At 50.3% G+C, this 22,320-nt stretch carries 20 protein-coding genes; 13 read left to right on the top strand and 7 right to left on the bottom strand.

The window, feature by feature from the left end; all coding sequences use genetic code 11:
- Positions 1–42 precede the first annotated feature (42 nt).
- From rluD to TW77_RS19595, 6 genes are all read left to right on the top strand, one after another.
- Positions 43–1,020 carry a 23S rRNA pseudouridine(1911/1915/1917) synthase RluD gene (gene rluD, locus TW77_RS19620; RefSeq protein WP_046006670.1) on the top strand — a complete coding sequence of 326 codons (978 nt, stop codon included), beginning with the start codon at positions 43–45 and terminating at the stop codon, positions 1,018–1,020.
- Position 1,021: 1 nt separating this feature from the next.
- Positions 1,022–1,747, top strand: coding sequence for a peptidoglycan editing factor PgeF (pgeF, locus tag TW77_RS19615; protein ID WP_046006669.1), 726 nt, complete (start codon positions 1,022–1,024; stop codon positions 1,745–1,747).
- A 79-nt stretch (positions 1,748–1,826) separates the two neighbouring features.
- Positions 1,827–4,400 (top strand): ATP-dependent chaperone ClpB, encoded by a 2,574-nt coding sequence (gene clpB / locus TW77_RS19610; RefSeq protein WP_046006668.1) that lies wholly within the window; start codon positions 1,827–1,829, stop codon positions 4,398–4,400.
- A gap of 122 nt (positions 4,401–4,522) precedes the next feature.
- Entirely contained in the window at positions 4,523–5,458 is a 936-nt protein-coding gene (locus TW77_RS19605) for an NADP-dependent oxidoreductase (RefSeq protein WP_046006667.1), read from the top strand.
- Positions 5,459–5,529: 71 nt separating this feature from the next.
- Positions 5,530–7,107 carry a glutamate--cysteine ligase gene (gshA, locus tag TW77_RS19600; protein ID WP_046006666.1) on the top strand — a complete coding sequence of 526 codons (1,578 nt, stop codon included), beginning with the start codon at positions 5,530–5,532 and terminating at the stop codon, positions 7,105–7,107.
- A 116-nt stretch (positions 7,108–7,223) separates the two neighbouring features.
- Positions 7,224–7,832: a lipoprotein gene (locus TW77_RS19595; protein WP_046006689.1), complete on the top strand. Its 609-nt coding sequence runs from the start codon at positions 7,224–7,226 to the stop codon at positions 7,830–7,832.
- 50 nt (positions 7,833–7,882) lie between these two features.
- Here TW77_RS19595 and TW77_RS19590 read toward each other — a convergent pair whose 3' ends face one another.
- A complete protein-coding gene (locus tag TW77_RS19590) occupies positions 7,883–9,166 on the bottom strand; it encodes an HlyC/CorC family transporter (protein WP_046006665.1) in 1,284 nt (427 codons plus the stop codon).
- Positions 9,167–9,259: 93 nt separating this feature from the next.
- Entirely contained in the window at positions 9,260–10,066 is an 807-nt protein-coding gene (locus TW77_RS19585; RefSeq protein WP_046006664.1) for a cytochrome C assembly family protein, read from the bottom strand.
- A gap of 162 nt (positions 10,067–10,228) precedes the next feature.
- Between TW77_RS19585 and ffh the strand changes: the two genes are divergently transcribed.
- Positions 10,229–11,608, top strand: coding sequence for a signal recognition particle protein (ffh, locus tag TW77_RS19580; RefSeq protein ID WP_046006663.1), 1,380 nt, complete (start codon positions 10,229–10,231; stop codon positions 11,606–11,608).
- A gap of 61 nt (positions 11,609–11,669) precedes the next feature.
- Here ffh and TW77_RS19575 read toward each other — a convergent pair whose 3' ends face one another.
- The 4 genes from TW77_RS19575 to TW77_RS19560 are packed head-to-tail and all read right to left on the bottom strand — an operon-like array spanning position 11,670 to position 15,054.
- Entirely contained in the window at positions 11,670–12,410 is a 741-nt protein-coding gene (locus tag TW77_RS19575; protein ID WP_046006662.1) for a HugZ family protein, read from the bottom strand.
- A complete protein-coding gene (locus tag TW77_RS19570) occupies positions 12,403–13,200 on the bottom strand; it encodes a heme ABC transporter ATP-binding protein (RefSeq protein ID WP_046006661.1) in 798 nt (265 codons plus the stop codon). Before TW77_RS19570 ends, TW77_RS19575 begins: the two co-directional genes overlap by 8 nt.
- Complete coding sequence (locus TW77_RS19565) at positions 13,193–14,239, bottom strand: FecCD family ABC transporter permease (protein ID WP_046006660.1); 1,047 nt, start codon at positions 14,237–14,239, stop codon at positions 13,193–13,195. The genes TW77_RS19570 and TW77_RS19565 overlap by 8 nt, the downstream gene beginning before the upstream one ends.
- Entirely contained in the window at positions 14,236–15,054 is an 819-nt protein-coding gene (locus TW77_RS19560; protein ID WP_052713281.1) for a heme/hemin ABC transporter substrate-binding protein, read from the bottom strand. The genes TW77_RS19565 and TW77_RS19560 overlap by 4 nt, the downstream gene beginning before the upstream one ends.
- A 240-nt stretch (positions 15,055–15,294) precedes the next feature.
- Here TW77_RS19560 and TW77_RS19555 point away from each other — a divergent pair, with 240 nt between their 5' ends.
- From TW77_RS19555 to tyrA, 6 genes are all read left to right on the top strand, one after another.
- Positions 15,295–17,385 carry a TonB-dependent hemoglobin/transferrin/lactoferrin family receptor gene (locus tag TW77_RS19555; protein WP_046006659.1) on the top strand — a complete coding sequence of 697 codons (2,091 nt, stop codon included), beginning with the start codon at positions 15,295–15,297 and terminating at the stop codon, positions 17,383–17,385.
- 276 nt (positions 17,386–17,661) lie between these two features.
- The gene (gene rpsP / locus TW77_RS19550; protein ID WP_010382415.1) at positions 17,662–17,910 is read left to right on the top strand and encodes a 30S ribosomal protein S16; all 249 of its coding nucleotides are present in this window, start codon (positions 17,662–17,664) and stop codon (positions 17,908–17,910) included.
- A 17-nt stretch (positions 17,911–17,927) separates the two neighbouring features.
- Positions 17,928–18,461 carry a ribosome maturation factor RimM gene (rimM, locus tag TW77_RS19545; protein WP_046006658.1) on the top strand — a complete coding sequence of 178 codons (534 nt, stop codon included), beginning with the start codon at positions 17,928–17,930 and terminating at the stop codon, positions 18,459–18,461.
- Positions 18,461–19,225 carry a tRNA (guanosine(37)-N1)-methyltransferase TrmD gene (gene trmD / locus TW77_RS19540; RefSeq protein ID WP_046006657.1) on the top strand — a complete coding sequence of 255 codons (765 nt, stop codon included), beginning with the start codon at positions 18,461–18,463 and terminating at the stop codon, positions 19,223–19,225. Before rimM ends, trmD begins: the two co-directional genes overlap by 1 nt.
- 33 nt (positions 19,226–19,258) lie before the next feature.
- Positions 19,259–19,618: a 50S ribosomal protein L19 gene (gene rplS / locus TW77_RS19535; RefSeq protein WP_046006656.1), complete on the top strand. Its 360-nt coding sequence runs from the start codon at positions 19,259–19,261 to the stop codon at positions 19,616–19,618.
- 160 nt (positions 19,619–19,778) lie between these two features.
- Positions 19,779–20,912, top strand: coding sequence for a bifunctional chorismate mutase/prephenate dehydrogenase (gene tyrA, locus TW77_RS19530; protein ID WP_046006655.1), 1,134 nt, complete (start codon positions 19,779–19,781; stop codon positions 20,910–20,912).
- Positions 20,913–20,952: 40 nt separating this feature from the next.
- On the opposite strand, the gene TW77_RS19525 is transcribed toward tyrA, so the two are convergent.
- On the bottom strand, positions 20,953–22,107 hold the full coding sequence (locus TW77_RS19525) for a chorismate mutase (protein WP_046006654.1): 1,155 nt from the start codon (positions 22,105–22,107) through the stop codon (positions 20,953–20,955).
- Between the last annotated feature and the right edge of the window lie 213 nt (positions 22,108–22,320).

Here is a 22,320-nt window from a genome sequence, read left to right as displayed (position 1 = left end):
AGTCGAGCATGGCTTGCACTGGTATTTTAGGTAAAGTTACACATGTCTGAGCAAATTTCTCTACAAGCCGATGTGCCAGTGGAACTGGGCGGTAAACGTCTAGACCAGATTTTGGCGCAATTGTTCCCCGATTTTTCACGTTCTAGAATAAAAACCTGGATCCTCGATGAAAAAGTTACCGTTAATGGCGATATTCTGGCGATCCCCAAGGAAAAATTACTGGGCGGTGAAGTCGTTGCGGTGGAAACGCAAATTGAGGCGGAGCGGGAATACGAAGCGCAAGACATCGCGTTAGACATCGTTTATGAGGACGATGACATTCTGGTGATCAATAAGCCTATGGGTCTGGTGGTACACCCTGGTGCCGGTAACCCAAATGGGACTGTGCTCAATGCCCTGTTGCATCATCATCCGGAAATCATCAATGTCCCGCGTGCTGGTATTGTACACCGTCTTGACAAAGACACCACTGGGCTAATGGTGGTGGCCAAAACCATAGTCGCACAAACCCATTTGGTTAAAAACCTCCAGGCACGTGAAAACTTTACCCGTGAATACGAAGCCATCTGTAACGGCACTATGACTGCGGGTGGCGTGGTTGAAAAGCCTATTGGCCGTCATGCCACTAAACGTACCCACATGGCGATTCATGAAATGGGTAAACCGGCAATTACGCATTATCGGGTTGCGGAAAAGTTTCGCGCACATACACGCCTGCGTTTACGCCTTGAAACGGGCCGTACGCACCAGATCCGTGTCCATATGGCATACCTTAAGCACCCGCTAATTGGTGATCAGCTCTACGGGGGCCGTCCTTGCCCACCGCGCAATGCATCGCCAGAGTTCCTCGATACCTTGCGTGGCTTTAAACGTCAGGCGCTGCATGCCGTTAAGCTGCGTATAGCACACCCGGTGAGCGGCGAAATCATGACCTGGGAAGCACCTATTCCGGAAGATATGCAAAAGCTTACAGCCGCATTGCGTGAAGACTTTAAGCTTAATCCACAGATAGACTACTAAAATGCTGCACCCGGATTGGCCATTAAAGGAGGTTGTTGGCACCTTGTCGACATCGCGTCAGGGTGGCGCTTCGACGGCCCCTTTTGATGGTTTCAATCTGGCCTGTCATGTTGGAGACAATCCACAAGCCGTTGCACGCAACAGGGCACAGTTGCAGGCTCAGGTCCCGGCTCCTATCGTTTGGCTTGAGCAGGTACACGGCAATGCGGTGATCCTGGCAGAAGAACAGTACGATATAACTCAGACGCCGCAGGCCGATGCACTCTTTACGCGCTCCCGCCAGTTTGCCCTGGCAATTATGACAGCCGACTGTTTGCCTGTGTTGCTGGCCAGTGACGATGGCGAGGAGATAGCCGCAGTGCACTGTGGCTGGCGTCCTTTGGCGGCGGATATTCTTGCCAGAACGATTGCACATTTCAGCGCGCCGAGATCCCGAATACATGCCTGGCTGGGTCCGGCCATTGGCCCTCAGGCCTTTGAAGTGGGTGAAGAAGTACGAGATCAGTTTGTCGCCCGTCATCAGGCGCACCTGAATGCTTTCAAAGCACAAGCAAATGGTCGCTATCTGGCTGATATTTATGCCCTGGCAACACAGCAATTGAAAGAGCTTGGCGTGCAATCTGTCTTCGCACAGGCGCAATGTACTGTGTCCAATCCTGAGCATTTCTTTTCTTATCGTCGCGATGGTCGTTGTGGCCGCATGGCCTCTTTGATTTGGCGCAAATAATTGTCGCCTGCACCTTGATCAAACTCCCTCTGATACCCATTTTATAGGTAACTAAGTTATTTATAAGGTTATTTCGGGTATGCGAATAGATAGATTTACCAGTAAATTTCAAGCAGCGCTGTCTGATGCGCAATCTCTCGCATTGGGGCGTGACCATCAGTTCATTGAACCTGTGCACCTTATGTACGCACTGTTACAACAAAATGGTTCAAGTGTCCGCGCACTGTTTGCGCAGGCCGGTGTGAGTGCCGATGAGCTCAACACTAAACTTTCTCAGGCCATTGAAAAGCTTTTCAAGGTGGAAGGGGTGGGCGGTGATGTTCAGCTGTCGAATAACCTCATTTCACTGATCAATTTATGTGATAAATATGCGCAAAAGCGCAAAGACAAATATATCTCCAGTGAGCTGTTTGTATTTGCTGCCTGCGAAGACAAAGGCCCGCTGGGCGACATTTTCCGCTCGTTAAATATCACGCAGGATAAAATTGAAAAAGCCATTAAGGCTATCCGTGGTGGTCAGAAAGTGGATGACCCCAATGCCGAAGATACCCGTCAGGCACTGGAGAAATATACCATAGATCTGACCGAGCGAGCAGAGCAGGGCAAGCTGGATCCGGTTATCGGGCGTGACGATGAAATTCGTCGCACGGTGCAGGTGTTGCAACGTCGCACCAAGAACAACCCGGTTTTAATTGGTGAGCCGGGGGTAGGTAAAACCGCGATAGTTGAAGGCCTTGCGCAACGCATCATTAATGGTGAGGTGCCTGAGGGGCTCAAGGACAAGCGAGTATTGTCGCTGGACCTGGGTGCCCTGGTCGCTGGTGCCAAGTATCGCGGTGAGTTTGAAGAGCGTCTGAAGTCGGTCCTGAATGAGCTGGGCAAAGAAGAAGGCCGGGTGATCCTGTTTATCGATGAGATCCATACCATGGTCGGGGCTGGTAAAACCGACGGCGCGATGGATGCCGGTAATATGCTCAAGCCTGCGCTGGCGCGCGGTGAATTACACTGTGTGGGTGCCACAACGCTGGATGAGTATCGTCAGTATATTGAAAAGGACGCGGCACTGGAGCGACGCTTCCAGAAAGTCTTTGTCGCTGAGCCCAGTGTCGAAGACACCATTGCGATTTTGCGTGGCTTAAAAGAGCGCTACGAGCTGCATCATTCTGTGGACATCACCGATCCCGCTATTGTTGCCGCGGCTCAGCTGTCGCACCGCTATATCAGTGACAGACAACTACCCGATAAAGCCATTGACCTGATCGACGAAGCGGGTTCATCTATTCGCTTACAAATAGACTCTAAGCCGGAGCAACTGGATAAGCTGGAACGGCGTATTATCCAGCTCAAGCTTGAGGATAATGCACTGGCAAAAGAAAAAGATGAGGCCAGCCAGAAGCGCCGCAGTGAAATGCAGGCACTGATCCAGCAGCTCGAAACGGAATACCGTGAGCTCGATGAAGTCTGGAATGCCGAGAAAGCCTCACTACAGGGGACTCAGGTGATCAAAGCTGAGCTGGAACAGGCCCGACTAGATCTCGAAGTGGCGCGCCGGGCAAGCGACTTACAGCGTATGTCGGAGCTGCAATATGGCCGTATTCCTGAATTGGAGCGCAAACTGGATCTGGCCTCTCAGGCCGAAATGCAGGAAATGAGCTTGCTGAAAAACCAGGTTGGTGAAGATGAAATTGCAGAGATTTTGTCGCGCTGGACCGGGATACCAGTGGCGAAAATGCTGCAAGGTGAGCGTGATAAATTATTGCAGATGGAAGACGAGCTGCATAAAAAAGTGATTGGTCAGGATGAAGCCGTCAGCGCAGTGGCCAATGCCATTCGTCGCTCTCGCGCGGGCCTTGCCGATCCTAACCGCCCGATTGGCTCATTCTTATTCCTGGGCCCAACCGGGGTCGGTAAAACCGAGCTGACCAAAGCGCTGGCAGGCTTTATGTTTGACACCGAAGATGCCATGGTGCGCATTGATATGTCTGAGTTTATGGAGAAACACTCCGTAGCACGGTTGGTGGGTGCACCGCCGGGATATGTAGGATATGAAGAGGGAGGTTACCTGACTGAAGCGGTACGCCGTCGTCCTTATTCCGTGATTTTGCTCGATGAAGTAGAAAAAGCCCATCCGGATGTGTTTAATATTTTGCTTCAGGTGCTTGACGACGGGCGCCTGACGGATGGTCAGGGTCGCACCGTTGATTTTAAAAATGCGGTGATCATCATGACCTCTAACCTGGGTTCCGATGTGATCCAGGAGCAGGCGGGCAGCAATGATTATGCGACACTGAAACAGCGGGTGATGGACGTGCTGGTCACTCAGTTCAGACCGGAATTCATTAACCGGATTGATGAAACTGTGGTGTTCCATCCACTTATTAATGAGCACATTAAGCAAATCGCCGACATTCAGCTGGCGAAATTACGTCAGCGTTTGCACGACAAAGGCTTCGGGTTTGAGCTGAGCGATGCGGCATTGGATAAAATTGCCGCCAGTGGTTTCGATCCGGTATATGGTGCGCGGCCACTTAAACGCGCGGTGCAACATTATATTGAGAACCCGCTGGCGCAGCAGCTTTTGCATGGAGACTTTGACGCCGGTGATGTGATTAAGGTCGATGTCAGCGGCGATGACATCGTATTTACCCGCTAAACACAGCAATAACGGGGCAGCACAACGCTGTCCCGTTTCATACCTAAATTCAACGTGCTGAGGTTGGGGGTTTTCGCTTGATATGTTAGAGTTCCTTATCAACATTCAAACCCGCATCTTCCATGGAAAAGTACTTTCGCCAGTATGGCATTTTTCAATTTGGTGGCAGCACTGAACTGTGTGAGCAGGCGCTACCGCTGACACCACCTCAAAGTCAACAGGTGTTGATTCAAGTTATTTCAACATCCGTCAATCCCATAGATATTAAAACACGCAGCGGCCTTGGCTATGTTGCCGCAGCTAAATTGCCTGATGCGTTTTTGCCCCTGGGGTATGATGTGCTTGGCAAAATTGTGCAAACCGGTGATGGTGTCACGCGCTTACAGCCGGGCGATACTGTGATTGGCATGGTTGGCTTTGCGGCGCATCCCGGCTGTTATGCAACCCATGTTTATGCTGACGCCGATGAGTTAATCAAGGTGGATGAGAAAGCGGATACCAGTTTATCCGGTCTGTGTCTGGCGGGGTTAACTGCCTGGCAGGCGCTGGCTGATTTTGAGCCTGACAACCGGCCTGTGTATATTAATGCCGCAACCGGTGGCGTTGGCCATTTATTGCTGCAAATAGCCAGACTCCGTGGTTTTGAAGTGATCCCGGTAAGCCGTCGGACTGAGCATGAACTGTTCGAGACTCTGAAGATCCAGGCGATGACGCCAACGGACTATTTGGCACAGCCGCGTGGCGGTATCCTGATCGATCTGGTGGGTGGAGCACTTGGTGAGCAGATGACAAGAAACCTGCTGCCAGGTTCAGACTTAGTGACAATTCCAACGGTGACCAAAGAGCAGATATTAGCGGTTGCTCGTGAGCAACAGGTTCGCGGACGCGGTCTGTTGGTTGAAGCAAATCAGACGCAACTGACTCACTTATATCAAGCGTTCCAGAGCGGGCAATTAAAGGTGGTCGTCAGTCAGCAATATGAATTAAGCGATATTCAGCGGGCACATGAGTATCTTGAACAGGGCACTCATTGTGGCAAAGTGATCATTACCGCTTGAGTATTCGTAATTTGCCCCAATTGACAGTAGCATTGTGTACTACTGAGCACCGGGCCTCGAGGTATTAGTTTTTGAAACAATTAAATTTACAAGGCAAGTTAAAAGCGCTTGCAACACCAGCACACCTGAGTGCTTTACGTGGCATTAAACGCGGGATAGAACGCGAAGCGCTGAGGATTAAGCCATCCGGAGAGATAGCCAAAACGCCCCATCCACAGGGCGCGGGCCATGCATTGACCCATGGTGCGATCACCACTGATTTTTCTGAATCGTTACTGGAATTTATTACCCCGGTGAGTGAGTCTCCACAGGAGACGCTTGCGCAGCTGAGCGATTTACAGAAGTACACCCTGAGCCATATGGGCGATGAACTTTTGTGGCCAATGAGTATGCCATGCTTCATTCAACACGAAGACGATATCGTGCTGGCCCAGTTTGGTGACTCTAATATAGGTCGGATGAAAACCCTGTATCGGGAAGGCCTGAAAAACCGTTACGGCAGTATGATGCAGGCCATTGCCGGCGTGCACTTCAATATCTCTTTCCCGGATACCTTGTGGAAAAGCTTGCAACTGCTTGAGCAGGATACGCGCCCTCTGCAGGACTTTATCTCCGCACAGTATCTTGGGCTTATCCGTAACTTCAAGCGTGAACTGTGGTTAATAAGCTACCTCTTTGGCGCATCGCCGGCTTTGTGTAGCTCCTTTTTGCAGGGCAAAAATAGCCAGTTACCTTTTAAAAAGCTGGGTAAAGGCACCCTGTATCTGGAGTACGGTACCGCGCTGCGGCTGGGAGATTTGGGTTACACCAACAGTGCTCAGTCATCGCTGAAGGTGACATATAACAGCCTGGATGAATACATTACCGGATTGCAAAACGCCATCCGCTGTCGCTCGGATCTGTATCACCATATCCCGGACTATCAGCATGAGACACCTAAGCAGCTCAACAAGAATATCCTGCAGATCGAAAACGAATTCTATTCACCTATCCGACCAAAGCGTAATGGACGTTCAGGTGAGACGCCCACTCAGGCATTGAGTCGGGGCGGGATTGAATATGTAGAGATCCGGGCGCTGGACGTTAACCCCTTCAGTGAAACCGGCATTGATCTGGAGCAGATCCTATTTTTGGACGTTTTCCTCAGTTACTGTTTATTGAAAGATTCTCCTGAGCTGAGCTGGGAGGAGCAAAAAACCTGTGATGCCAACTTGCAGCAGGTAATTAACGAAGGGCGCAACCCGCAGGTCATGTTGCAGCGCGGCGCTGAGGCTTGCTCTTTGCAGCAATGGGGCCAGGACATCTTTGCTCAGCTTGAGAACGTGGCTGCGTTAATGGACGAGGCACAGGGTACACAGTGTTACGCTGAGGTGATTGAAAAGCTCAAAGCCTGGGTGACTCAGCCAGAGCTGACCATTTCCGGGCGTATTGTTGCACAGCTTACCAGCGAGGATAGGGACAGTGGCGAGCTGGCTTTATCACTGGCCGCGCGTTACAAGCAGCAACATGCCTCAGCCCAGTATCAGGCCTATGAAGTTGAAACGCTGGATACAATGCGCGCGCAGTCATTTACGGATGAGCAAGGCGTGGTTGCAGCGGATAGTGCACCGTTTAATGAGTTCTTGCGAGACTATTTTTCACGGGCATAAAAAAACGCAGCCGAGAGGCTGCGCAAATAAATTTCAGGGATGAAACAATGCTAAACTGCTGCATTCAGAAAGTAGGACCGGCACAATTTAAAAAAGTTCAACGAGTTCATAAAAAAATGAGAAAAAAAATAATTTTATTACCTTTGTTGGCTGCGCTCACCGGTTGTGCCACGGCACCTCCTAAGCAACCTAATGATATTTGTAAGATTTTTGAAGAAAAGGACGACTGGTACTTTGATGCAAAAGATGCACAAGAAAAATGGGGATCGCCCAAACATGTGCTGATGAGCATGATGTATCAGGAAAGCTCATTCAGGCACGATGCCGCACCACCGATGGAATACTTTTTATGGGTCATTCCTATTGGCCGTGCCAGCAGTGCGTATGGTTACTCGCAGGCCAAAACCCCGACCTGGAGCGATTATATTCGTGAGACGGGCAACTCAGGCGCCGACAGAGACGACTTTGAAGACGCCATCGATTTCATGGGGTGGTTTGTGTATAAAACGCATAAAATCAATGGTGTGTCGAAGTGGGATGCCTATGCGCAATACCTCAATTATCACGAAGGCTGGGGTGGCTATCGTCGGGGTACCTACAAAAAGAAAAAGTGGCTGATGAAAGTTGCCAACAAGGTGAAGCACAGAGCGTCTCGTTATGGCGCACAGCTCAAACGCTGTGAAGCGGATCTGGACAAGAACTGGTTCGAGCGTTTGTTTTCCTGAAGTGCCTACGCATACAGAAATAAAAAAAGCCGCGATTGCGGCTTTTTTTATTAGTGAGGTTTGACCGACTTCTTTTTCTTGTGCGGATAAACCTTCACCACCTTGATCATATTTTCCTTGATTTCGACCACTTCCATCGGGTAGCCCGCTATTTTCAAGCCCAGCTGGGTCTGTGGAATATCCTCAAGGTGCTCAACAATCAAGCCACTTAAAGTCTTAGGCCCTTCTGTTGGCAGATGCCAGCGCATCTCTTTATTGAGGTCGCGCACGTTAGCACCACCATCAACCATCACGGAGCCGTCGTTTTGTACGTCCACTTCGTCGCTTGGGGCAGGCGTTTTGGTCGTGGTAAAGTCACCCACAACTTCTTCCAGAATGTCTTCCAGCGTCACCAGACCCTGAATGTCACCGTATTCATCTACCACCAGGCCGATACGCTCTTTGTTCTGCTGAAATTTCAGCAGCTGAGTATTGAGCGAGGTGCTTTCCGGAATATAGTAAATCTCGCGTACCGCACGCAGCAATGAAGGCTTATCAAACTGCTCTTTGGTCAGCAGGCGTAAGGCATCGCGCGAGTGAATAAAACCGACGGCATCATCAATCTGATCGCGATACAGCAGTACCCGAGTGTGCTGTGCATTGGTCAGTTTCTTGGAAATGTCTTTCCAGTCATCATTAATGTCGATGGCATTGATCTCATTGCGCGGGATCATAATGTCTTCAACCGTCACATGATCTAAATCCAGGATGGAGGTCATCATATCCTGGTGATTAGTTGGCAACATGGCACCGGATTCATTCAGGACTGTTTTAAGTTCTTCTTTACTCAGACTGTGTTCTTCGATTTGCTCTGGCGAAACCCCAATCAGCTTTAGCATGCCATTGGTGATCCAGTTAACCGTGACAACCACAGGGAAAAGTATTTTTAACAGCAGCTTTAGAATCACAGAGCTGGGAAACGCGATTTTTTCAGGATACAGTGCCGCCAGTGTTTTGGGGGTCACTTCAGCGAAGATCAGAATGACCAGCGTCAGTGCAAAGGTGGCAACCACGATACCGGCATCGCCCAGCAGGCGCATACCTAAGACAGTGGCAACCGCAGAGGCCGCAATGTTAACCAGGTTATTACCGATAAGGATCAGACCAATTAAGCGGTCTGGGCGCTTCAGAAGTTCGTCTACGCGTTGTGCCGACTTGTGTTTTTCTTTGACCAAGTGACGCAATCGGTAGCGATTGATAGACATGATCCCGGTTTCCGAACTGGAAAAATAACCCGAGAGCAGAACAAGCACGCCAAGAATAATAAACAAGGCGCTGGTTGATATGTCGTCCAACAGAGGATCCCTTTTTTGCTTACGAAGGAGTATTAAGCGTTAGCCAGAATTCAGAGTCAAGTCAAAAACCGTGAACTTAAGCTAAAACTTAGATTAAAACTTACCTAAGATCACTTCTTGAACAAAGCGACTGCCGAAATAGGCCAAGGTAACGATACTTGACGCACCTAACACCGCAAATACCACAGACTTGCCCCGCCAGCCAAACTGGTGGTGGCCAATGGTAACGGCACTGAACATACACCAGGCAACCAGTGACAACACGGTTTTGTGTAAAAACTCTTTGGCAAACATGCCTTCAAGGAACACAAAGCCAGAGAGCAGCGCCAGAGTTAACAGGCCCGTACCGACAGTCAGTAGCTGATAGAGCTGTGATTCAACCTGCATCAATGGCGGCAAATGACTGTGCATGATGGCCAGGTCTTTTTCTTTCAGACGGCGGTCAATGAAGTAAAACTGCACCGCATAAAGCGTGGCGATGATAAGCACGCAGTAAGCCAGCAAAGATAAGGAAATATGCACGACCAGGCCAATGTCCACGTCCAGTGATTTCATCACGATATGATGTGGCACAAACAAGCTGGCAACCAAGAGCAGCGCAGCAAACCCATAAACAACGGGTAATAATAAAGTGGCCGGAAACTTCAGGGAAACCGTTGTCACGGACACCACAATGACCCAGCAGGTAAGCAGTGCCACATTAATGGTACTGAGGTCCTGTCCATCCTGTGTAAACACGGAATTTACCAGCACCAGCATGTGGCTGAGTATCGCCACCGTACTGAAAATAATGGTCAGCTTTTGGCTGGGGCCTTCCTTATGGAATAGGCGCGACAACACATGCCCGGTGGCAAGTACATAAAACAGACTGGCAAACAAAGATAAACTGATGATCAACATGAGTGGCTTTCTACTTACATGCTCCTTTTGTAGGCTATTGTATTTTAAGCACGGGTTCTTGCATAGGGGCAGGGAAAAAGTTTCTTAACTGACTTGAATACTGTATTAGTGACGCGCATATCAGTATAATGCTGGGCAATTACGACATACTGGAAGCGATAAATGTTTGAGAACCTCCAAGAACGCTTAGGAAAAACGCTTAAAAACATCAGCGGCCGCGGCCGACTAACCGAAGACAATATTAAAGAAACGCTCCGTGAAGTGCGTATGGCACTGCTCGAAGCGGACGTGGCTTTGCCCGTCGTCAGAGACTTTGTTAAGCAGGTTAAAGAGCGTGCAGTGGGTGTTGAAGTGACTAAGAGCCTGAGTCCGGGCCAGGTTTTCATCAAGATCGTACGTGAAGAACTCGAAAAAGCCATGGGGGAGGCCAATGAAGAGCTGAACCTGGCAGCGCAACCGCCAGCGGTTGTCATGATGGCCGGTCTGCAAGGTGCGGGTAAAACCACCAGTGTGGGCAAGTTGGCTAAGTTCTTAAAAGAGCGTAAGAAAAAATCTGTGCTGGTGGTCAGTGCCGACGTCTACCGTCCGGCGGCTATCAAGCAGCTGGAAACCTTGGCCACAGAAGTAGACGTTGAGTTCTTCCCCAGTGATATTTCGCAAAAGCCGGTGGACATTGCTACCAATGCCATCTCACACGCGAAGAAAAAGTTCATTGATGTAGTGCTGGTGGATACTGCCGGTCGTTTGCACGTTGATAACGAGATGATGGGCGAGATCAAAGATCTCCACGCGGCCATTTCACCGATTGAAACCCTGTTTGTGGTCGACTCCATGACAGGTCAGGATGCTGCAAATACCGCGAAGGCATTCGACGAAGCGCTGCCGCTGACCGGTGTGATCCTGACCAAAACAGATGGTGATGCCCGTGGTGGTGCGGCCCTGTCTATCCGCCATATCACAGGTAAACCCATTAAGTTCATCGGTGTGGGCGAGCGTACGGATGCACTGGAGCCATTCCACCCGGATCGTGTTGCGTCACGTATTCTTGGTATGGGTGACGTGCTGTCATTGATTGAAGAGGTGGAGTCTAAGGTTGATAAAGACAAAGCGGCCAAAGTGGCCGAGAAAGTCTTTAAAGGCGATGGCTTCACGCTCGAAGACTTTGCTGAGCAGCTGCGTCAGATGAAAAACATGGGTGGCATGATGTCGATGCTGGATAAATTGCCTGGTATGTCAAACCTGCCGGATGCTGTTAAAGGTCAGGTGAATGACAAGACCTTTAATCAGATGGAAGCCATCATTAACTCCATGACACCGCACGAGCGCGCGCGCCCGGAAGTGATCAAAGGCTCACGTAAGAAGCGGATCGCGGCCGGTTCAGGTACTCAGGTTCAGGATATCAATAAGCTGCTCAAGCAGTTTACCCAGATGCAAAAAATGATGAAAAAGATGAAGGGTAAGGGCGGCATGATGAAAATGATGAAGAACATGAAAGGCATGATGCCACCGGGCATGTTCGGTGGTGGTGGTCCGAAGTTTTAATTCAGACTCAAAATCAAGAAAAGGACAGACTGATGCAAATCACTCTGTCCTTTTTTAATGTTTAGCTTTCCACGGCTTCATCAAACTGTGCGCGGGCGGCTTTGGTTAGGCGCACCAGCGCTTTACGCACTGCCGTCGCGTCTTCACAGCGCGCGTCGAAGGGCACGTAATAAGACTTGTCATTGGCTCTTAAATAGCAGCCTTCAGTGAGGATCGTCGTCATCGTCACCTCTGCGGCATCAACATTATGCACCAGCTTGAGGATCAACTGATTGGCATCCTGATGATCGTCATTCATATGTGCCACCATATGCGCTTCGCTGGCCAAATCCCAATTGGCAGCAGGCTGTGCCCATTCATCTGCCTCCAGCCAGAATATCTGGCCAAAGCCGGCGATATAACGCACGCGTTTTATGTCCATACGCCACAATTTGAAATCATGTGCCTGGCGGTAGCTGATGGCCTCAGGAAAGTGACGCTCATAGCGCAGCAGTAACTCGGCTGCTTCTTCATCTGGCACCGGGGTGGCGTCGCCGACTATGGTGACGCGGGCATGCTCGTTCTGATCGCCGCTTTGCGCCGCATCAAATATGGTCGCGCACACTCTGCTGTCGGTTGTCAGGTTGCGTGAATGTTGTGCAATGCCTGCAATGTAAAAAATCAGCCGACCCTGGTCGTCACTCATAAATGGCGTGACTGAGCCAAACGGGTAGCCGGCCAGGTTTTTAGAGAGTGTAGACATCACACAGACAGTCGAATGTCTGAGTAGCTGGCGCGCTTCAAAAACAGCTTGTTCACGCATTGGGAGCTCCTGTTAGCGGTTCTGAGAATATCATAGGTATATTATATCCGGGATGCAGGTTAATCTGCATGCCTGTTTGGTAAATGGGTTGCAATACATCGCGCCTGAGGACGTCCTGCGGCGGGCCATCGCTGCGGATCTGGCCCTTATCCAGCAAGAGGATCCGGTCGGCATAAAGCGACGCGAGATTTAAATCATGTAACACGGCAATAACGGTATTGCCCTGATGGGCAAAGCGTTGCGCGGCACTGAGAACCCGATGCTGGTGGTGCAGATCCAGTGCCGAAGTTGGCTCATCCAGCAACATCAGTTTATTTCGGGTGCCCGGGTCATGTGCATTTAGCTGGGCCAGGCAGCGGGCAAACTGGGCGCGCTGAAACTCGCCGCCAGACAGTTGCGTAACCTCTCGGCTGGCGAGCTGCTCAAGTGCCAGCTGGTTGATGAGTTGATCCACCACGGCAGCTTGTTCGTTGGGGCTTTCTTGATAAGGGTAGCGGCCCATGGCGATAAGCTCGGTGGTATTAAAGGCAAAGTTAACCCGATTGTGCTGCAACAGCACGGCCCGCTGTGTGGCCAGCGTTAACGGGTCCATCGTATTGAGGGGTGCGTCGCGCCATAAGATCTCGCCATGATAAGGAATATCATCGCAAATCGCGCTCAGCAGGGTCGACTTACCGGCGCCATTTTCACCCAGCAAGACAATAAACTGACCGGCTTTAAGCGTCAATGACACCTCAGTCAGTACCGGTTTGCCGCCACGGGTCACTGTCAGGTTACGACATTCAAACATGTGCACCTCGTTTTTGTTGGATCAGCAAATAAACAAAAAACGGACTACCGAACAGGGCGGTGATCACACCAATGGGCAGCTCTGAAGGGGTGACAACCAGACGTGCCAGCCAGTCGGCCGTGAGCAGTACCACACAGCCAAGTAACATACTCAAAGGCAGCATACGGCGAAGAGCTGGGCCGACCAGCAGGCGTGCCAGATGCGGGACCAGCAGGCCGACAAAGCCGATCATGCCCGACATAGCAACGGCGCCACCTACGCCCAGCGCAATCAAAAAAATCACTTCATTTTTCAATCGTCTGACGTTAACGCCCAAATGTCTGGCATCGCGCTCTCCGAGCATCAAAGCGTTGATCTGTTTACGACGAATAAACAGCATTACGATACAGATGAGGATCAGCGGCGCACCATATTGCATCGCAGGCCAGCTCGCACCGGCCAGTGCGCCCATCTGCCAGTAGGTCATCAGGCGCAGCGAGGTATCGTCGGCAAAAAAGCTAAACAGTCCGATCAGGGCCATGGCCACGGCATTGATGGCCACACCGGCAAGCAGCAATACCGTGATCTGGACCTGACCCTGGTGGCTGGCAATCCGGTACAATAAAGAGGTGATCGCCAGAGCTCCCAGAAACGCAGCTGGTGCGACCATGGACTCATTAATAAAGGCAACCTTGGGCGACAGTGCAATCACGGCTATGGCCGCTACGGCCGCGCCCCCGGTTACGCCCATCAGGCTTGGGTCCGCCAATGGGTTGCGACACAATGCCTGACTGGCAGCACCACTGCAGGCCAGTACACAGCCCACCAACAGTGCCAGCAGCAGCCTGGGCAAGCGGATCTGAGTTACCACACTCACATGTAGCTGGCTGATGTCCTGAACAAAAGCGTCGGGCAATATGGCAACCAGAGGCATGCGCCAGTCCCAGCCAACCGGGCCACTACTCAGAGATAACCAGGCAAGCACAATTACCATGGCAGCGCTTAGCCACAACCAGAACTGGTGATGGCGCGCCGTCAGAATAGCAAGTGTGGGTGTCATAGCGCAGATTGCTCCCGATAAGCAGCAAGTTGAGCAATGGCCTCGGGCAATCGAGTGGTCATGCCCATCGACAGCAGAGAGTCCATGACCAGTAGTCGGCACTGCTGCGCGGCCGGCAGTAATGCCAGGGCACTTTGCTGACAGAACTGCTCAGGGCCACCCAGGCTATACACAACATGGCTGGGCGCCACCAGAAAATCGGGCGCACTGACCAGCATGGCCTCGCGATTGAAGGGTTTGTAGCCGGGGGCCGTTGCCAGATTACGGATCCCTGTGTAGCCAAACAAAAGATCAGGCACAGTTTCTGGGCCCGCCACGGTAACACCGCGATCGCCCGCAGAGAGAATAAACAGGGCGCTGAGCGACGACGGCGGCGCTTTGGCAGGCAAGGTTTGTTTCAGGCGGGCGATAAGACCCTGTGCCTGGCTTTGGCGGTTTAGATCCCGGCCCAGCTGACCTATCAGGTTAAAGAGTTCATTAATATTGGTTGGCTTATCGTACAGGTTCAGTTTAACGCCTGTGCTGCGCAGCTGGGTTAAGACTTCGGGCCTGCCACTGCCTTGTAATGCCAGGATCAGCTCGGGATGTTGAGAGAGCACCCCTTCAGCTGCCAGATCCCGATAGTAGCCAACTTTGGGTAATTGAGTTGCTTGAAGCGGCGAGGTACTGGAGGTATCAACCGCCACAACGTTTTTCCCGCCACCCAGAGCGAAGACGATGTCCGTTAGGGAGCCGCCGGCGATGACGACCCGCTGAGCTGCGAGTATTGGGTTGCTGAGCACTGCTAGCACAATCAGAAACACAAGTTTTTGCATTTTTTATCCCGTTAAATTCAATTGTATCAAGTGGGTCTGGGTATTTGCTTACAGTTTATTAATCCATCAAAACAGACAGCCTGATAGCACGTCCCCGGTCTGAAGGTGATTCTACGTAATGAAAATGCATAAATCTACATAAATATAAAAATGCAAACCATTATCATTTGCAAATGAGTTTTAGGAACATTATAGTGCTCAGCAAAATAGTTCTGTTTAATTCCCTGAATGAGGTTTCTAATGACTTTAAAGCACAGCAGTATTGCGCTTGGTGTAGTGGCGGCACTTTTTGGTACGACCGATGTTAAGGCCGATGAATTTGAAAAGTCGGCAGACGTGATTGTGGTCAGCGGTTCACGGGTCGAACAGAAGCTGTCGGATGTCGCAGGCAGCGTCAGTGTGGTGACCGAGCAGGCTCTGGAGCAGGAAGTTAGTATCGACCTGGCCTCGGCATTTCGTTATCAAACCGGTATTACCACACAGGGCAGTGCGGGTAACGCCCAGGCGATCACCGTGCGCGGCATTGGCGGTAACCGGGTTGTGTATATTAAAGATGGTCGTCGACTCAATGATGCCTACGAAGGAGGTCAGGGCTTGTTAATCGGCCGTGGTTATCTGGACTTAGAAGGTGTCAGGCAAATCGAAGTTGCGAAGGGGGCTGCATCTTCACTTTATGGCTCTGACGCACTCGGCGGCATCGTCGTGATAGCCACCAAATCGCCGTCTGATTATCTGGCGGATGCCGCCAGCTATGCCCATCTCAGCGCCGGTTATCACGGTGCCAGTGATGAGCAAAGCCTCAGCGGCGTGTTTGCAAAGCGCCTTGGCGAGCATGCTGCATCGGTCCAGTTGACGCGCCGAGATGGCGGCCAGACACAGAATTATGATGAAACCTTACCTGAGGCGGACTACACCTCTACGGCTGCGGTACTCAAAGGTGAGCTGACCCTGGGGGCGCAGTCCAGCCTGTTAACCACTTTGGATTATTACACGCAGGAAACCGAGCAGGTACTGGCAGCCCAAAGCCACGAAACAAAGGAAGAAAACGACAGCCTGTCAGTGTCTGTACTATATAATAGCAGCGCGGCAACCACCTTGTACGATAATCTGGAGGCCCAGGTATACTTCAGCGATTATGAGCAGCGCAGCGACCAAACTCGTGCTGGTGCTGACCGCTCAGGTCCTTACGTTGATACCAATGACTATCGCTTTGAGCAGCAGATTGTTGGCACCCGATTGGTACTGGACAAACAGTTAAACGTTGGCGATGTTGCGCACCAACTCGTATATGGGGCTGATTTCGACCAATATGACACGCAACGCCCGCGTTATAAGTCACGGCGCAACCTGCAAGGCACATTGGTTAAAGATCATGAGCCACAAAAAGCGTTCCCCGGCGCGGATACAAGGCTGATTGGACTATTTGTCCAGGATAACGTGACGCTGCTGCCCGATACCTTGAGCGTAAATGCGGGCTTGCGACTGGACAGTTATCAGATGGACCCTAAGCAAAGTGCGTTGTACACCGACGGTGTCTTTGAAAAAATTGATGCAACGGCTTTGTCGCCTAAACTGGGCGTGGTATACAGCTTGTCCCAGAATCTCAGCCTGGTGGGCCAGTATGCCCGTGGTTTTAAGATCCCGCCCCACGATCAGGCTTATCAGAGTCACGGTGTTGAGCCTTTCTACCAGATCATCCCCAATTCAGACCTGGATCCGGAATACAGTGACAGCATAGAGCTGGGCTTAAAAGGCAATTTCGATAGCAGTCAGTTTTCCGTAGCCGTATTCCATTCGACTTTTGATGATTTTATTGCCAACCAACTGGTACGCACTGAGCCGACCTTTATTCCCAATGTCAGCAAACAGGTGTTTCAGTACCAGAATATTGAAGAAGTAAAAATCAAAGGGGTTGAAGCCAATCTGACCCTGTGGCTGAACGACCAGCTTGCCATCGACAGTGGCCTGACCTACCTGCATGGTAAAAATTCACAGACCGATGACTACATAGAATCGTTGAGCCCGCTTAATGGCTTTGTTAAAGCGCGTTACGAATCTGAGCAGTGGTCGCTGACAACGGCGTTGCGTGCTGCCAGTCATATGGACAAAGTCCCCTCTGATGCTGCAATCAAAACCGCTGGCTGGGCCACGGTCGATGTGTTTGCAGATTATCAGTGGCACAGCTGGCAACTCAATGTGGGGGTCTTTAATTTGTTGGACAAGGAATACGTTAATTACGAGCGGGTTGCTGGCAGTGCTGCCGACACCAGCTTGTCTCAGTATACAATGCCAGGACGTTATCTGGCGGCCAAAGTTAAAATCACCTTCTAGTCAGCACAGTTAAAGGGCTACTCTATATAAAGAAGGGTGTCTGTTTTACGGCCCTTCTTTTATACTTATGCCCTCAGATGCGATATCGCCCAGGCAGGCCATCGCATTCACACAATTTAGACGTCATCTTCTGTCAATTACCAAGCATCTTCATCATTTGGTAATAAAATGGATTTCACACTTGCAATGCGTGAAAAAAGACGTACAATTCCCCAGCTTCCCAAAGTGGGAAGCAAATCTTATTAATGAAAACAGTCAATCTATGTAGAGGACGGTATGGTAACTATTCGTTTGCAACGTGGCGGCGCTAAAAAGCGTCCATTCTATCAAATCGTGGTTGCGGATAGCCGTTTCTCGCGTGACGGTCGTTTCATCGAGAAAGTAGGTTTCTTTAACCCAATCGCTGCTGGTCAAGAAGAAAAACTTCGTCTAGACCTTGCCCGTGTTGATCACTGGGTAGGTCAAGGCGCTGGTCTTTCAGATCGCGTAGCGAAACTGGTTAAAGACGCTCGTAAAGCGGCTTAATAGGCGTAAGTGTAACCATGAGTCAAGAAAAAACCTCGACAATCGTTGTTGGTAAACTTGGTGCTCCTTATGGCATCAAAGGTTGGCTTAAGGTGCATTCATTTACTGATGATCCCCAAGGGATCTTCGATTTCAGCCCATGGTTGATAGGTCAACAAGGTAAATGGCAAACCCTTGAAGTGAGTGACTGGCGTCGTCACAGCAAGGGCTTTATCGCCAAGTTTGCGAACATCAACGACAGAGACGAAGCAATGGCACTGACCAATGCAGAAATCTCAGTGGATGTAGAGCAGCTCCCTGAATTACCAGAAGGGGAGTTTTATTGGCGAGATCTCATCGGTATGACAGTCGTTACGACAAAAGGGTATAACCTGGGTCATGTTGATGACTTGATGGAGACAGGATCAAATGACGTTTTGGTTGTGAAAGCAAACAAAAAAGATGCATTTGGTCAGTCTGAGCGCTTAATTCCATTCCTGACAGATTCTGTTGTGATTGAGGTTAAGCACGAAGAACGAGAAATTACTGTAGACTGGGATCCGGCGTTTTAATGAGTGATCAGCAAAAACTATGGGTTGGGGTGATCTCACTCTTTCCTGAAATGTTTGACGCGGTAACTCAGCAAGGTGTCACCGGTCGGGCCGTAAAAAACGGACTGATCGACTTTCACTGCTGGAATCCGAGAGACTATGCACTGGATAAGCACAGAACCGTTGACGACCGACCTTATGGTGGTGGTCCGGGCATGCTGATGATGGTCGAGCCTCTCAAACAAGCCATTCTCGATGCCAAACAGGCAGCAGGGGAAGGCGCTAAAGTAATTTATATGTCTCCACAAGGGCGGAAGTTAGATCAACAAGGTGCGGCCGAACTGGCTCAATCCGAAAAGTTGATTTTAGTCGCTGGTCGCTACGAAGGTATAGACGAGCGGATCATCGAGTCGTATGTCGACGAAGAATGGTCCATCGGGGATTTTATTTTAAGTGGGGGTGAACTGCCCGCCATGACATTGATTGACGCTGTCGCGCGATTGGTGCCAGGTGTGTTAGGCCACAACCAGTCTGCAGAACAAGATTCGTTTTCAGACGGCTTATTAGATTGTCCACACTATACTCGGCCAGAAACGTTGGATGGAAAACAGGTGCCTGCTGTATTACTCAGTGGAAACCACCAAGCGATAGCCGAGTGGCGCTTAAAGCAGTCACTGGGAAGAACTTGGTTACGCCGTCCAGACTTGTTGCGTAACCTAGCTCTGACTGAGGAGCAAGCACGTTTGCTTGCTGAATTTCAGCAAGAACATGAAGCTTGTGGCTAGAAGACAGTTACTCCTAGGAATGTGAGAAATAAAATGGCAAAAGTAAACCAAAATATTATTAAAGCGCTTGAAGAAGAGCAGCTTAAAACAGACGTACCTGCGTTCGGCGCTGGTGACACAGTTGTTGTTCAGGTTCGTGTTAAAGAAGGTGACAAAGAGCGTCTACAGGCCTTTGAAGGTGTTGTAATCGCTAAGCGTAATCGTGGTCTTCACTCTGCATTCACAGTTCGTAAAATCTCGAACGGTGAAGGTGTAGAGCGTGTATTCCAAACGCACAGCCCTCTTATCAGCAGCATTGCAGTGAAGCGTCGTGGTGCAGTTCGCCGCGCGAAACTTTACTATCTGCGTGAGCGTTCTGGTAAGTCTGCACGTATTAAAGAAAAACTTAACTAATACGTTGCATTTACCAATGCTTAAAAACGGGCCACTCTTTGAGTGGCCCGTTTTGGTTTTTATACCTATAATTCCAATCCGCTTTCTTATCCTATTTCTTCCTGTTAGACTGGGTGTATCTTTTGGTTTACTGAAGTAAATAATAGTTTACACTATGGGAATGAGTCAAACATCTGAACTCGCTTTGCTGCGGGAGAAAATTGACGCCTGTGACAGCGCGTTGGTTGATCTGCTGGCACAGCGCCGCGAGCTTACCGAGCAGGTTGGTAAAATTAAGCAAGCCACCGGGGCGCCTTTACATGTGCCGCAGCGCGAAGCCAGCCTGATTGAGGCCCGGCGAGCACAAGCAGAGCAAAAAGGGGTCAATCCGGATCTGGTCGAAGACATTTTGCGCCGCATGATGCGTGAGGCCTATGAGAATCAGCAAAGTGAACTGGCGTGTGCAGCCCCTCAGCTATCGCCTGTGGTGATCGTGGGTGGTGCAGGAGCAATGGGCCAGCTGTTCGCCCGCCAGCTTGAGCGCTCCGGGTACCAAGTACGCATACTCGACAAAGCACAACAGGCGAAGCAAGAGACGATCCTGGCCGATGCCAAACTGGTGTTGCTGAGTGTGCCTATTAATGCTCTGGAGCAGGTGATCAATGAGTTGCCTGAGCTGCCCGAGGATTGCGTACTGGCCGATATTACCTCGGTTAAGCAAGCGCCTTTGCAGGCCATGATGAACAAACATGCAGGTCCTGTGGTTGGCCTGCACCCCATGTTTGGCCCGGATATTTCACATTGGGTGAAACAAACCGTCGTAGTGTGTGACGGCCGAGGTGAGCAGGCGTATCAGGGGCTGCTTGAACAATTGCAGATCTGGGGCTGTCACCTGGCAAATATGGCAGCGAAAAAGCACGATCAGGCTATGCAGATCATCCAGGTCATGCGCCACCTCACGACGTTTGTATACGGTCAGTTTTTGGCCCGCCAGTGCCATACACTGGAAGAGCTGAGAAGCTGCTCATCGCCTATTTACCAGCTTGAGCTGATGATGGTTGGGCGCTTGTTTGCGCAATCGGGAGAGCTCTACACCGACATTATGCTGGCACAATTTGACGAAGTAGAAGGCTTGCTTGCCAGTTATCAGGATACCTTTGCTCAAACCCTGAGTCGCTTGCAGGCAGGTGATAAAGCGGCGCTGATGGCGGCGTTTGAAGAGGCGAAAAGCTATTTCTCGGACAGTGCACAAACCTTCTTACGACAAAGTCGCGGTCTGCTTAATAAGGCCAATGACGCAAAGGTCATTTCTTAATGCACTGATGGCAGAGCGAGGCAAGCCTCGCTCTCGTTTTTTACACCACTTCCACTGCCTGCAGCGATTCACTCTGATAGCAACCCAGAATGCGCACATACTGAGTATGCTCTTTCAGAGATTCCAGGGCACTTTGCACCAGCCTGTCTGCAACATTGGCTTGCAGGTCAACATAAAACACTTCTTCCCACGGGTTACCTGGTACCGGGCGTGACTCCAGCTTGGTCATATTGATATTGTGCTCTTTAAACACCATCAGTGCGTCGGCCAGTGAACCGACTTTTTGTTTGGTGGCCATGATAAGGCTGGTCTTGGTTGGAATTTGCGTCGATACCTGAAGCGGCTGACGCGCAACCACAATAAAGCGGCTGTGGTTTTCTGCCTGGTTAGCCAGGCCACTTTTGAGGACTTCCAGTCCAAACCCTTTGCCGGCTTGTGCAGAGCCGATGGCGGCACTGTTTGGCGTATCAGCTGCCAGTTTCAGTGCGCTGGACGTAGAGTCACAGGTTTCCTGTGTTAGATCACCAAGCCCCTCTAAGAAGCGGCTGCACTGTGCAAAAGGCTGGTGGTGAGCAAAAATCTTATTGATGTCTTTAAGTGTTGTGCCTTCTTGTGCCAGCAAACAGTGCTCAACACTGTGTGTCACCTCACCAATAATGGAGACCTGAGCGTGCTGTAGTAAGTCAAACACTTCGTTAATACTGCCCGAGCTGGTATTCTCAATTGGCAAAATACCATAGTCTGCCTGGCCTTTTTCAACCGACTGAGTAATGTCGGAAAACGTCTGACAGCCAAGCTCAACTAAGGTGCCCGGACGGCGGCTAAAATACTTATGACACGCAAGCTGGCTATAAGAGCCTTGCCCGCCGAGATACGCGACTTTATGGGTATCACTCAACGACTCCTGGTTCAGGCTCTTTTGTAGCATTGCTTGTTGATTTAATACCGAGTCTTCGAGGATCACCTGAAAAACGTTATTGATATAGAAAGGGTCCAGACCCAGAGATTTCCCGTAGCTGATCAGTTTTTCCAGCAGCGCCAGTTCGCGCGCTTCATCTCGGATCGGTTTGTTATTGGTGATCTTATACTCTAAAACGCTGTGGCTCAGTCTGCGGCGCTTTGCCAGCAGGATCAGCAGTTCTGAATCAATTTCATTGATGTCCTTGCGCAGGGCATCCAAAGTATCTTGTGTCATAGGTCCTCACTCCCATTTTGCCAAAAAAAAACCTCCCAGTGTGGGAGGCTTAGCTATCTGAACTTTTACACGCAAACAGTTAAGCCTCTTCACCTAAAGAAGCTAAAAAAGAAAAAATAGTTGCGTGTGTTTAAAGTCATAAATCTGTCTAATTTGTGGTGCTTAATCTAATTAACGCTATTATTAGCACAGATCATTTTAACTATACAAGCC

The organism is Pseudoalteromonas rubra, assembly GCF_000967655.1.
Classification (GTDB): Bacteria; Pseudomonadota; Gammaproteobacteria; order Enterobacterales; family Alteromonadaceae; genus Pseudoalteromonas; species Pseudoalteromonas rubra_A.
This window is presented reverse-complemented; position numbering and strand designations above follow the sequence as displayed.